Source organism: Staphylococcus sp. EG-SA-10 (assembly GCF_017151945.1).
GTDB lineage: Bacteria > Bacillota > Bacilli > Staphylococcales > Staphylococcaceae > Staphylococcus > Staphylococcus aureus.
On record NZ_JACVZJ010000003.1, the window covers coordinates 1 to 14,342 of the forward strand.

12 protein-coding genes are annotated in these 14,342 nt (G+C 31.8%); all 12 read left to right on the top strand.

Going from position 1 to position 14,342, the window contains the following annotated elements; all coding sequences use genetic code 11:
- The first annotated feature begins 473 nt into the window (after nt 1–473).
- The 12 genes from aroC (at nt 474) to dinG (ending at nt 14,128) form a co-directional block, all read left to right on the top strand.
- A complete protein-coding gene (gene aroC / locus IDG45_RS03655) occupies nt 474–1,640 on the top strand; it encodes a chorismate synthase (protein ID WP_001269935.1) in 1,167 nt (388 codons plus the stop codon).
- Nucleotides 1,641–1,665: 25 nt separating this feature from the next.
- Nucleotides 1,666–2,730, top strand: coding sequence for a 3-dehydroquinate synthase (aroB, locus tag IDG45_RS03660; protein WP_000776332.1), 1,065 nt, complete (start codon nt 1,666–1,668; stop codon nt 2,728–2,730).
- A 9-nt stretch (nt 2,731–2,739) separates the two neighbouring features.
- Nucleotides 2,740–4,038, top strand: coding sequence for a 3-phosphoshikimate 1-carboxyvinyltransferase (gene aroA, locus IDG45_RS03665; protein WP_000245910.1), 1,299 nt, complete (start codon nt 2,740–2,742; stop codon nt 4,036–4,038).
- A 6-nt stretch (nt 4,039–4,044) separates the two neighbouring features.
- Complete coding sequence (locus IDG45_RS03670; protein WP_000389525.1) at nt 4,045–5,289, top strand: tetratricopeptide repeat protein; 1,245 nt, start codon at nt 4,045–4,047, stop codon at nt 5,287–5,289.
- 13 nt (nt 5,290–5,302) lie between these two features.
- On the top strand, nt 5,303–5,878 hold the full coding sequence (locus IDG45_RS03675) for a YpiB family protein (RefSeq protein WP_000005212.1): 576 nt from the start codon (nt 5,303–5,305) through the stop codon (nt 5,876–5,878).
- Nucleotides 5,868–6,455 carry a DUF1405 domain-containing protein gene (locus IDG45_RS03680; RefSeq protein ID WP_000154688.1) on the top strand — a complete coding sequence of 196 codons (588 nt, stop codon included), beginning with the start codon at nt 5,868–5,870 and terminating at the stop codon, nt 6,453–6,455. Before IDG45_RS03675 ends, IDG45_RS03680 begins: the two co-directional genes overlap by 11 nt.
- A gap of 71 nt (nt 6,456–6,526) precedes the next feature.
- Complete coding sequence (locus tag IDG45_RS03685; RefSeq protein WP_001827022.1) at nt 6,527–7,207, top strand: zinc metallopeptidase; 681 nt, start codon at nt 6,527–6,529, stop codon at nt 7,205–7,207.
- Nucleotides 7,208–7,542: 335 nt separating this feature from the next.
- A complete protein-coding gene (locus tag IDG45_RS03690) occupies nt 7,543–7,860 on the top strand; it encodes a nucleotide pyrophosphohydrolase (protein WP_000839926.1) in 318 nt (105 codons plus the stop codon).
- 243 nt (nt 7,861–8,103) lie between these two features.
- Nucleotides 8,104–9,246: an N-acetyl-alpha-D-glucosaminyl L-malate synthase BshA gene (gene bshA, locus IDG45_RS03695; RefSeq protein WP_000690018.1), complete on the top strand. Its 1,143-nt coding sequence runs from the start codon at nt 8,104–8,106 to the stop codon at nt 9,244–9,246.
- A gap of 4 nt (nt 9,247–9,250) precedes the next feature.
- Nucleotides 9,251–10,453 carry a CCA tRNA nucleotidyltransferase gene (locus tag IDG45_RS03700; protein ID WP_206171557.1) on the top strand — a complete coding sequence of 401 codons (1,203 nt, stop codon included), beginning with the start codon at nt 9,251–9,253 and terminating at the stop codon, nt 10,451–10,453.
- Complete coding sequence (locus tag IDG45_RS03705) at nt 10,440–11,411, top strand: biotin--[acetyl-CoA-carboxylase] ligase (protein WP_000049912.1); 972 nt, start codon at nt 10,440–10,442, stop codon at nt 11,409–11,411. Before IDG45_RS03700 ends, IDG45_RS03705 begins: the two co-directional genes overlap by 14 nt.
- A 23-nt stretch (nt 11,412–11,434) precedes the next feature.
- On the top strand, nt 11,435–14,128 hold the full coding sequence (gene dinG, locus IDG45_RS03710) for an ATP-dependent DNA helicase DinG, 3'-5' exoribonuclease type (protein ID WP_000525073.1): 2,694 nt from the start codon (nt 11,435–11,437) through the stop codon (nt 14,126–14,128).
- Nucleotides 14,129–14,342: the final 214 nt, after the last annotated feature.

Below are 14,342 nucleotides of genomic sequence, written 5' to 3' on the forward strand. Positions count from 1 at the left end.
TTATATTTTCATCTTTTATTCTTAGTAATTCTAAGGTATCATTACACATAGGCGCACTTGTCTCCTTTAGTTTGGGTTTGGTCACTTTAAATTATAGAGGCAATTGCGCTTTTTGTGTATTAAAAAAGCAGGAAGTTTTACCTTCCCACCATAAAAGATGAAGAACCTATATTATTTATTAGTGGTTAGCTACGATTATATGCGGTATAAGTTGTTCGAATAAATTTTAAATTTTCAAATGGTTGTTTAAACAATCTAACAATATTAGAAATTCATAATACTTTTCTCGTTGTGAATATATTATAATGAATCTTAGTTCGTTTAATATTAAGATAATTCTGACATTTAAAAAGAGATATAAATCAATTTCTTAATTGAGCTTGAAAACAAACATTTATGAATGCACAATGAATATGATAAGATTAACAACATATTATAATGTTATCGTGGAAGTATGAAAGGAGCGAGTGTGTATGAGATACCTAACATCAGGAGAATCACATGGACCTCAATTAACAGTTATTGTTGAAGGTGTACCTGCAAATTTAGAAATTAAGGTTGAGGATATTAATAAAGAAATGTTTAAGCGTCAAGGCGGTTACGGACGTGGACGTCGTATGCAAATCGAAAAAGATACAGTGGAGATTGTTTCGGGTGTAAGAAATGGTTATACATTAGGTAGCCCTATTACAATGGTTGTTACTAATGATGATTTTACACATTGGCGAAAAATTATGGGCGCTGCGCCAATAAGCGACGAAGAACGAGAAAATATGAAACGTACAATTACGAAGCCAAGACCGGGACATGCAGATTTAGTTGGCGGTATGAAATATAATCATCGTGACTTACGAAATGTATTAGAACGTTCATCTGCTAGAGAAACAGCAGCACGTGTAGCGGTCGGTGCACTATGCAAAGTTTTATTAGAACAATTAGATATCGAAATATACAGTCGTGTTGTTGAGATAGGTGGCATTAAAGATAAAGATTTTTATGATTCAGAAACATTTAAAGCAAACCTTGATCGAAATGACGTCCGTGTAATTGATGATGGCATCGCACAAGCAATGCGCGATAAAATTGATGAAGCGAAAAACGATGGTGATTCAATAGGGGGCGTAGTTCAAGTTGTAGTTGAAAATATGCCTGTTGGTGTAGGTAGTTATGTACATTATGATCGTAAATTAGATGGAAGAATAGCACAGGGTGTCGTTAGTATTAATGCATTTAAAGGTGTAAGTTTTGGAGAAGGATTTAAAGCCGCTGAAAAGCCTGGTAGCGAAATTCAAGACGAAATTCTCTACGATACTGAATTGGGCTATTATCGTGGGTCAAATCACTTAGGTGGTTTAGAAGGCGGTATGTCAAATGGAATGCCAATTATCGTTAATGGTGTAATGAAACCAATTCCAACGTTATATAAACCATTAAATTCAGTAGACATTAATACCAAAGAAGACTTTAAAGCAACAATTGAACGTTCTGATAGTTGTGCTGTTCCTGCAGCAAGTATCGTCTGCGAACATGTCGTAGCATTTGAAATTGCAAAAGCATTATTGGAAGAATTCCAATCAAATCATATTGAGCAACTTAAACAACAAATTATTGAGCGCAGACAATTAAATATTGAGTTTTAACAACAAGAACAATTGAGGTGTAATCATGAAATTACAAACAACATACCCTTCAAACAATTATCCAATATATGTTGAACACGGTGCAATCAAGTATATAGGCACATATTTAAATCAATTTGACCAAAGTTTCTTGTTAATTGATGAATATGTAAATCAATATTTTGCGAATAAATTTGATGATATTTTATCATATGAAAATGTGCATAAAGTCATTATTCCAGCTGGTGAAAAGACGAAAACATTTGAGCAATATCAAGAAACCTTAGAATACATTTTGTCGCATCATGTAACGCGTAATACAGCGATTATAGCTGTTGGTGGTGGTGCGACAGGAGATTTTGCAGGATTTGTAGCAGCAACACTATTAAGAGGTGTCCATTTTATACAAGTTCCCACAACGATTTTGGCGCATGATTCTAGTGTTGGCGGTAAAGTGGGTATTAACTCAAAGCAAGGTAAAAACCTTATCGGTGCATTTTATCGTCCAACTGCTGTGATTTATGATTTAGACTTTCTAAAGACGTTACCATTTGAGCAAATATTAAGTGGCTATGCAGAAGTTTATAAGCATGCGTTATTGAATGGTGAATCAGCGACGCAAGATATCGAACAGCACTTTAAAGATAGAGAGATATTACAGTCATTAAATGGTATGGATAAATATATTGCTAAAGGTATTGAAACGAAGCTAGATATTGTTGTTGCAGATGAAAAAGAACAAGGTGTACGTAAATTTTTAAATTTAGGTCATACATTTGGGCATGCTGTTGAATACTATCATAAAATACCTCATGGTCATGCAGTGATGGTTGGCATTATCTATCAATTTATAGTTGCGAATGCTTTGTTTGATTCTAAGCATGATATTAATCATTATATTCAATATTTAATACAACTCGGCTATCCTTTAGACATGATAACTGACTTGGATTTTGAAACGTTATACCAATATATGCTAAGTGATAAAAAGAATGATAAGCAAGGTGTACAAATGGTCTTGATTAGACAATTTGGAGATATCGTTGTACAACATGTTGATCAACTAACATTACAACATGCATGTGAACAATTAAAAACATATTTTAAGTAGGTGAATGAAATGGTAAATGAACAAATCATTGATATTTCAGGTCCGTTAAAGGGCGAAATAGAAGTGCCGGGCGATAAATCAATGACACACCGTGCAATCATGTTGGCGTCGCTAGCTGAAGGTGTATCTACTATATATAAGCCACTACTTGGCGAAGATTGTCGTCGTACGATGGACATTTTCCGACTGTTAGGTGTAGAAATCAAAGAAGATGATGAAAAATTAGTTGTGACTTCCCCAGGATATCAATCTTTTAACACGCCACATCAAGTTTTGTATACAGGTAATTCTGGTACGACAACACGATTATTGGCAGGTTTGTTAAGTGGTTTAGGTATTGAAAGTGTCTTGTCTGGAGATGTTTCCATAGGTAAAAGGCCGATGGATCGTGTTTTAAGACCGTTAAAAAGTATGAATGCAAATATTGAAGGAATTGAAGACAATTACACCCCATTAATCATAAAACCATCTGTAATTAAAGGTATTAATTACAAGATGGAAGTGGCAAGTGCACAAGTGAAAAGTGCCATCTTATTCGCAAGTCTATTTTCTAAGGAATCGACCATCATTAAAGAATTAGATGTAAGTCGAAATCATACTGAGACGATGTTCAGACATTTTAATATTCCAATTGAAGCAGAAGGGTTATCAATTACTACAACCCCTGAAGCAATTCGATACATTAAACCTGCAGATTTTCATGTTCCTGGCGATATTTCATCTGCAGCGTTCTTTATTGTTGCAGCACTTATCACACCAGGAAGTGATGTAACAATTCATAATGTTGGAATCAATCCAACACGTTCAGGTATTATTGATATTGTTGAAAAAATGGGCGGTAATATTCAACTTTTCAATCAAACAACTGGTGCTGAACCTACTGCTTCTATTCGTATTCAATACACACCAATGCTTCAACCAATAACAATCGAAGGAGAATTAGTGCCAAAAGCAATTGATGAACTGCCAGTGATAGCATTACTTTGTACACAAGCAGTTGGCACGAGTACAATTAAAGATGCCGAGGAATTAAAAGTAAAAGAAACAAATAGAATTGATACAACGGCTGATATGTTAAACTTGTTAGGGTTTGAATTACAACCAACTAATGATGGATTGATTATTCATCCGTCAGAATTTAAAACAAATGCAACAGTGGATAGTTTAACGGATCATCGAATAGGGATGATGCTTGCAGTTGCTTCTCTACTTTCAAGCGAACCTGTCAAAATCAAACAATTTGATGCTGTAAATGTATCATTTCCAGGATTTTTACCAAAACTAAAGCTTTTAGAAAATGAGGGATAATATAAAATGGAAGATATCTATAAATTAATAGACGATATCAATCTACAAAAACTAGAAAATTTAGACTCTCGTGTTAATGAAGCAATAACTACTGACAACGATGACGCATTATTTATTCTAGGAGAGACACTTTACAATTTTGGATTAATGCCACAAGGTTTGGAAGTATTCCGCGTGTTATATCACAAATATCCAGACGAAAGTGAATTGCTGATTTATTTTATTGAAGGTTTAATGTCTGAAAATCAAACTGACGAAGCGTTAGAATATTTAAGTTATGTTGAACCATCACCTGAAAAGTTGATGTTAGAAGCAGATTTATATCAACAAATTAATATGATGGAAGTTGCTATTGATAAATTACAAGAAGCACTTGAACTAGAGCCAAATGATCCAATAATCCATTTCGCATTGGCTGAAATGTTATATTATGATGGTCAATATTTACGTGCTACCTCTGAATACGAAACTGTTTTAGAAACTGGTGAATATCAAGTTAATGGTGTGAATTTATTCTCTCGTATGGCAGATTGTAGTTTACAAAGTGGTAACTATAGTGATGCGATTCGCTTATACGATGAAATTAATGAAGATGAAATGACTTCAGAAGATTATCTCAAAAAAGCCATTTCTTACGATAAAAATGACATCACTCAAGAAGCAATTAAAATAATGACTACATTACTTTCTAAAGATCCTGATTATATTCAAGGCTACTTGTATTTACAATCATTATATGAAAATGAAAAAAATTATCCAGATGCCATTGAAACGGGTAAAGAAGGATTACGACTAAGTCAATTTTATAAAGAGTTAATGTATACAACTGGATGTTTGGAAATAGAACACGGCGATGCTAATGAAGGTGTATTATTGTTAAAACAAGCATTAGAGGTTGATAATGCTTACCAAGAACCTTTATTGATTTTAAGCGATTTATATCGTAATGAAGAAGATTATGAAGCAATCATTGAATTATTAACATATGTAGATGAAGAAGATTTGGATCCTACATTCATGTGGCATTTAGCGTTTGCCTATGGTCAAGAAGAGCGAGATAAAGAAGCTCAACATTTCTTTGAATTAGCATATCCAACGATGAAAACAAATATTGATTTTATGAGTGATTATTATTTCTATTTAATTGAAACTGGTCAAAAGGAACAAGCAATTACTATTTTAAATCAATTGTTGGAACTAGAACCAAGTAACGAAAATTGGCATGACGAATTATCAAGATTGCAATCTTAAAATGGGGTATTTGATGTCAGAGACACTCAATCAAATTAAAGAAAGTTTTATTGAATATTTACTTTTTCAATATCGATTTAAGTCGCGTATTGCAGTTTGGGTGCTTAACTATATAAAAGTGAATGAGGCGAAGTTGGCAAACATTCATTTTGTAGATACAAAAATTAATCATCATGAAACATTAGAAATTGCAGAAGTGGGAAGTCACGCTTCTGCAATTCAATTTACTAAGCGTAATATAAAGTTAATGAATACAAATGAAATATTTGATTATATCGCTAATCATAACTGTGCTTTTGATATTCAAATTCACTTCGCAAACGTGTCAAAGCGTGAGCAAAGGCTAGATGATTTAATAGTTGCTCAACTAACGGAATCGCCTAGCTATCAAACTTATCTTCATGATTTAAATAGTATGGCTATAGATCGGCATAAACATGCGTTATTAATAGATTACTTGCTACATAATATTGATTTAAGTTTACAGATGAATGAAAAGCAACGTTTTTATCAACTAACGCAAATTTTAAATACACTCAAGCTAGTAAATAAACATAATCAATTTGAGGACTTAGCAGATGACGATTAATACATTTTGGCAATATACACTTTATCAACGTTCATGGTTAATGATGCTACTCATTTGTAATATATTAGGGATGATTTATGGTTATATATGGTATGGTGAACAATTAAGTCATACGCCGTGGCAGTTTAAGATTTTTGTTCCAGATAGCCCAACTGCAATATTTTTCTTAGTTATTTCTATCTCATTGATATTAATCCGAAAACAAAATAGTTTTATCGATGCACTGGCATTTGTAACATTATTCAAATATGGGATTTGGGCAGTTATTATGAATATATTATTTATTATTGAACAAGGTGATATTACAGTAAATGGCCTGGTATTAATGTTTTCCCACAGTATAATGGCTGTTCAGGCAATTTACTTCTATCCTAGGTTTAAACGTTCTATGATTGGAATCAGTGTAGCGATGACTTGGGTATTTTTGAATGATTATATTGACTATTTTCACCTTCAATTTCCATATTATGATTTTATAACTACACATGTGTGGCAAATTGGTGTATTATCATGTTGTCTGAGTGTTTTTGGACTTTTGCTTTATATTGAATTAAACAAATTATTAAAGTGTAAATGATTTGATAAAAACGGCAAATGACAGTAAAATATTTATAAAGGAGAGTGAGTTTATTGTCTTCAATTTTTACTATGATAATTTATTTCGTAATATTAATGGTGCTTCCTTTATGGGCACAACACAAAGTTAAATCTAACTATGAGAAATATTCACAAGTTAGATCAACTAGTGGTAAAACGGGTCGTGAAGTTGCATTAGAAATTTTACATGCAAACGGTATTTATGATGTCGAAGTTGTTAAAGGTGAAGGATTCTTAACAGATCATTACGATCCTAAAAAGAAAGTTGTTTCACTATCTCCTGCAAACTATGACAGACCATCAGTTGCTGGAACTGCAATTGCAGCCCACGAAGTTGGTCATGCCATTCAAGATCACCAAGGATACTGGTTCTTAAGATTCAGAGCAGCATTAGTACCTGTTGCAAACCTAGGGAGTTCATTAAGTTATATGATCATCATGTTAGGTATTATCTTAACAGCGATAGGTAGTGCATTTGGTTCAACTGCTTTATGGATTGGTGCTGGTTTAATGTCATTAGCGGTATTATTCTCAATTGTTACGTTACCAGTTGAGTTTGATGCGAGTTCAAGAGCGATGAAACAAATTACGGCATTGAACATTGTAAATGAGAAGGAATACAAACATGCGCGTAAAGTATTATCTGCAGCAGCAATGACTTATGTTGCAGCAACTGCTGTCGCTGTAGCAGAGCTTGTACGTATTATTTTGATTGCGCGTTCAAGTGATTAATCTTATAGATTAACAATTAACTTAAATTAGACACTTATTAACTAGCTAATCACATTTTGTGTGATTGCTAGTTTTTTTGTGTTTATTTTTCTAATGGTAGATTATTCACTATATTATTTTATTGTAGTGGTACGAATCATAAAGTTATAATCCCAATTTCAATTGATTTAATTTAGTTAGGAATGCATTACATTTATATAAACTGAATTATTAAACTTCTAAAATAAACAACTTGTCATCTAGTTTAGCTAGAGTCAGTAGATTGCACTAAACATGCATGAGACTTCAAATTGATATATACTATATTAGAAATGCAATATAAGGAGAACGTAGAAATGAAATCAATGGTAGAAATGCAACGTGAAGTTGATGAATATATTGGACAATTTAAAACAGGATATTTTTCACCATTAGCTAACTTAGCTAGATTGACTGAAGAAGTGGGCGAACTTGCACGTGAAATAAATCATACCTATGGTGAAAAAAAGAAGAAAGATTCAGAGGAAGCAAATACGATTAAAGCAGAATTAGGTGATAATTTATTTGTGTTGTTATGTTTGGCGAATTCAATGGGAATAGATATGACAGAGAGCTTTAATGAAACAATGGAAAAGTTTAATACAAGAGATAAAAATCGATTCGAAAGAAAGTGAATATAAAAATATATGCTTTATTTGGATTTGATTAAGATTAAAATCATAGACCAATGAATTGCATCGCATGAAATCATATTATTTTTAAAGTAAGTTTAACTAGATAAATGATTATATATACAACACCTGTTTTTTAGATATTTGAAATTATAAACTCAACATTACTATAAACTTAAATTTAAACAATTATCTACGCATCGAGAATAATAGAAAGAGAAATAGAAAGAAAGGATGGGCAAGCGAATGAAGATAGGTATAACATGTTACCCGTCCATGGGTGGTTCTGGAATTATTGCCACAGAATTAGGAATTAAATTAGCAGAGCGAGGTCACGAAGTACATTTTATCACTTCAAATATCCCGTTTAGAATAAGAAAACCATTACCGAATATGATTTTTCATCAAGTTGAAGTGAATCAATATGCAGTATTTCAATATCCACCGTATGATATTACGTTAAGTACTAAAATCGCTGAAGTTATTAAAGAATATGATCTTGATTTGTTGCATATGCACTATGCTGTACCTCATGCAATTTGTGGGATTTTAGCTCGTGAGATGTCAGGTAAAGATATAAAAATTATGACAACGTTACACGGTACTGATATTACTGTTTTGGGCTATGATCATTCACTCCAAGGTGCAATTAAATTTGGCATTGAAAAAAGTGATATTGTGACAAGTGTGAGTAAATCTTTAGCGCAAGAAACACATGAAATTATCGAAACTAACAAAGAAATTATACCGATTTATAATTTTGTACGTGAAAATGAGTTTCCAACTAAACATAACACAGCATTAAAAGCACAATTTGGTATAGCACCAGATGAAAAAGTGTTAATACATGTATCGAATTTTAGACAAGTAAAACGCATAGATACTATTATAGAAACATTTGCAAAAGTACGTGAAAAGATACCTAGTAAATTAATTTTACTTGGTGATGGCCCTGAATTAGTGCCAATGCGTCAAAAGACGAAAGAGTTAAACGTAGAAGAGGATGTTTTATTTTTAGGGAAACAAGATTGCGTAAGTGAATTTTACCAATTATCTGACTTAGTATTATTATTAAGTGATAAAGAAAGCTTTGGACTAACTTTACTTGAGGCTATGAAAACAGGCGTCGTTCCAATTGGTTCAAATGCCGGTGGAATTAAAGAGGTTATTAAACATGGTGAAACTGGATTTGTCGTAGATGTGGGTGATTGTGATTCAGCGAGTAACTATGCTATCCGATTACTTGAAGATAAGGTGTTATACAACAAACTTCAGAAAAACATGCTAGCAGATATTGCTGAACGTTTTGGATCAGAACTCATTACAGATCAATATGAGTATTATTATCAAAAAATGCTAAATGAGCATAACAAAAGTAAAGGCGAGTAATAATATGAATAAATCATTATTTGAACAGGCAAGGCCTATATTAGAACAAATTCAAGACAATGGTTTTGAAGCATATTATGTAGGTGGCTCTGTAAGAGATTATGTCATGGGAAGAAATATTCATGATATAGATATCACAACAAGTGCAACGCCAGATGAAATAGAATCTATCTTTAGTCATACGATACCTGTAGGTAAAGAACATGGCACCATAAATGTAGTTTTTAATGATGAAAATTATGAAGTGACAACATTCCGGGCTGAAGAAGATTATGTCGATCACCGTAGACCAAGTGGTGTTACATTTGTTCGTGATTTATACGAAGATTTGCAACGAAGAGATTTCACGATGAATGCGATAGCAATGGATACATCATACAAATTGTATGATTATTTTGATGGTCAACAAGATATTAATAATCGAATAATAAGAACTGTAGGTATAGCTGAGGAACGATTCCAAGAAGATGCTTTACGTATGATTCGATGTTTAAGATTCCAGTCACAATTATCATTTGAAATTGCAACGGAAACATTTGAAGCGATGCGTACACAAATGGCAGATATTAAATTTTTATCAATTGAGCGTATAGTGATTGAACTAACTAAATTAATGCGAGGTATTAATGTTGAAAAGAGTTTTAATCATTTAAAATCGCTGAAAGCATTTAATTATATGCCATATTTCGAACATCTTGATATGAATCAAATTAATGTGACTGAACCAATTGATTTAGAATTGTTGATTGCTATAGTGTCAGTTAAATTTGATATTAATTACTCATTAAAGCCTTTAAAGCTAAGTAACCGACAAATAAAAGATATCAATCAATATATTCAAATTATGAATACATTACCAAGTATTATTACAAAAGAACAATTAAAAATGTTTGTTTATGATTATGATACGAATCTCATTAAAAATGTAATGGTTGCAGCAGACGTGTTAAAGGCAAATGATATTCAAGGACATGAACCATTAATCGTTAACCTTCAAACGATTGATGAAACATTACATCGTTTACCTATGCATAATAGAAAAGACATGATGGTTAATGGCGGTGTACTTATGGCACATTTAAATGCCAAAAGTGGTCCGTGGTTAAAAGATGTGCTAAGACAAATTGAGATAGCGATTGTAACAGGTAAAGTAAGAATCGAAGAAACTGAAATTTTGAAATGGGTGGATAATCATGTCAAAATATAGTCAAGATGTACTTCAATTACTCTATAAAAATAAACCGAATTATATATCTGGACAAAGCATTGCGGAATCACTTAATATATCGCGCACTGCAGTAAAAAAAGTGATTGACCAATTAAAGTTAGAGGGATGTAAAATAGATTCAGTAAATCATAAAGGACATTTATTACAACAACTCCCAGATATTTGGTATCAAGGTATAATAGACCAATATACAAAAAGTTCTGCTTTGTTTGATTTTAGTGAAGTATACGATTCAATAGATTCTACACAACTTGCTGCGAAAAAGTCACTTGTTGGAAATCAATCTTCATTTTTTATCTTGAGTGATGAACAAACGAAAGGTCGTGGGCGATTTAATAGACATTGGAGTTCTTCAAAAGGGCAAGGACTTTGGATGTCTGTCGTGTTAAGACCTAACGTTGCATTCTCAATGATATCTAAATTTAATTTATTTATTGCATTAGGGATAAGAGATGCGATTCAACATTTTAGTCAAGATGAAGTCAAAGTGAAATGGCCTAATGATATATATATTGATAATGGTAAATTGTGTGGTTTCTTAACTGAAATGGTTGCTAATAATGATGGTATAGAAGCAATAATATGTGGTATAGGTATTAATTTGACGCAACAACTAGAAGACTTTGATGAAAGTATTAGACATAGAGCAACAAGTATACAATTACATGATAAAAATAAATTAGATAGATATCAATTTTTAGAGAGATTACTTCAAGAAATTGAAAAAAGATATAATCAATTTTTAACGTTACCTTTTTCTGAAATTCGTGAAGAATATATTGCAGCTTCTAATATTTGGAATAGAACGTTGCTATTTACAGAAAATGATAAACAGTTTAAAGGACAAGCAATTGATTTAGATTACGATGGCTATCTAATTGTTAGAGATGAAGCGGGTGAATCACACCGTTTAATTAGTGCAGATATAGATTTTTAACACTAAAGCAAGGAGAGATAGCTATGGGTATGGCAACCTATGCCGTTGTGGATTTGGAAACAACAGGCAACCAATTAGATTTTGACGATATCATTCAAATTGGTATAACGTTTGTGCGCAATAACCAAATTATTGATACATATCATTCTATGATTAGAACAAATTTAGAGATTCCGCCATTCATTCAAGCGTTAACATCCATTGAAGAAAATATGCTACAACAAGCGCCATATTTTAATCAAGTTGCACAAGAAATCTACGATAAGATAAAAGATTGCATTTTTGTCGCGCATAATGTAGATTTTGATTTAAATTTTATTAAAAAGGCATTTAAAGATTGTAATATTCAATATCGTCCCAAAAAAGTTATAGATACACTAGAAATCTTTAAAATAGCTTTTCCTACAGATAAAAGCTATCAATTAAGTGAATTAGCGGAGGCACACGGTATTACTTTAGCAAATGCCCATCGAGCTGACGAAGATGCCGCTACTACTGCTAAATTGATGATATTAGCTTTTGAAAAATTTGAAAAGTTACCTTTAGATACTTTAAAGCAATTATATTATTTAAGTAAACAGTTGAAATACGATTTGTATGATATTTTCTTTGAGATGGTTAGGCAATATGATGCAAAGCCGTTGGATAAATCGTACGAAAAGTTCGAACAGATTATCTATCGTAAGCAAGTTGATTTTAAAAAGCCGACAACAAATTATAATGGCAGCTTGAAGTCTTTATATAGCAAAGCTGTAGATCAACTTGGCTTAACATATCGACCGCAGCAATTATATTTAGCGGAAACTATATTAGATCAGCTCATGCATAGTGAAAAAGCAATGATTGAAGCATCACTAGGCAGTGGTAAATCATTAGCATATTTACTTGCGGCCTTGATGTATAATATTGAAACTGGAAAGCATGTCATGATTTCTACCAATACTAAATTACTGCAAAGTCAATTGTTAGAAAAAGATATTCCAGCAATGAATGAAGCGTTGAATTTTAAAATTAATGCACTATTGATTAAAAGTAAAAGTGATTACATTTCATTGGGACTTATTAGTCAAATTTTAAAAGATGACACAAGTAATTACGAAGTGAATATCTTGAAAATGCAATTGCTGATTTGGATTACAGAGACGCCATCCGGAGATATACAGGAATTAAATTTAAAGGGTGGTCAAAAGATGTATTTTGACCAGAAAATCGAAACATATGTACCGGCACGTCACGATGTTCATTATTATAATTTTATTAAGCGAAATGCACAGAACATTCAAATTGGTATTACAAATCATGCACATTTAATTCATTCTGATGTTGAAAATTCAATATATCAATTGTTTGATGATTGTATAGTGGATGAAGCACATCGCTTACCAGACTATGCCTTAAATCAAGTGACAAATGAGTTGAGTTATGCTGATATTAAATATCAGCTTGGTTTGATTGGTAAAAACGAAAATGAAAAATTGTTAAAGGCAATTGATCAACTGGAAAAGCAACGAATATTGGAAAAATTAGATATTGCACCAATTGATATTTTTGGCTTGAAGGCTAGTATGAATGAGATTCATGAGTTAAATGAGCAATTGTTCTCAACAATATTTACGATTATCAATGATTCTGATGTTTATGATGATGATATTCATCGCTTCCATAATGTATTTACTTTTGAAACAAAAGACATTTTGAAGGATTTACATGCGATTATTGATAAGTTAAATAAAACGCTAGAAATATTCAATGGCATTAGTCATAAAACAGTTAAATCATTACGGAAACAGTTGTTGTATTTAAAAGATAAATTTAAAAATATCGAACAAAGTTTAAAAGCTGGACATACTAGTTTCATTTCAATTAAAAATTTATCTCAAAAATCAACAATACGTTTATATGTGAAAGATTACGCTGTAAAAGATGTATTGACGAAACAAGTATTGGAAAAATTTAAATCACTCATTTTTATATCTGGTACTTTAAAATTTAATCATTCGTTTGATGCTTTTAAACAGTTATTCAACAAAGATGTTCACTTTAATACATTTGAAGTTAACACGTCGTTACAAAGTGCAAAAAATACAAGTGTATTTATACCGAGTGATGTAGCATCTTATCAATATAAAAATATAGATGAGTATGTAGCATCGATTGTAAGCTATATTATTGAATATACGACTATAACGTCATCAAAATGTTTAGTCTTATTTACGAGTTATAAAATGATGCATATGGTACAAGATATGCTAAATGAATTGCCAGAATTTGAAGATTATGTTGTATTAACACAACAGCAGAACCAAAATTATAAAATAGTACAACAGTTTAACAATTTTGATAAGGCCATACTGCTTGGTACGTCAACATTTTTTGAAGGTTTTGATTTTCAAGCAAATGGTATTAAATGTGTGATGATAGCGAAGTTACCGTTTATGAACAAGCATAATGCAAAATATTGGCTTATGGATTCTGAATTCACTTCAACTTTCAAGGAATATGTATTACCTGATGCAGTTACACGTTTTAGACAAGGACTTGGAAGATTAATTAGAAATGAAAATGATCGCGGCATAATAGTTTCATTTGATGATCGACTCATAAACAGTAATTATAAAAACTTTTTTGAACAAACACTTGAAAATTATCGTCAGAAAAAAGGCGATATTCAACAGTTTGGAAAATTATTAAGACAAATTCAAAAAAAGAAAAAGTGAAATACAAAGTAAAATTCTTGTGACATGACATGTGCTATGTTCTGTTACAAGAATTTTTGTTTGGTCGTCAAAATTTGAGTTTTTTAATTAAACTTGAATGTTAGCACAAAAAACGACCTTCATACTAATAATATTGAGGCTTTATTATATATTTTGACTGAAACTGATGATTGCACTGTCTTAATATAAATTTATGTTCAAATCTGTGCTTAAA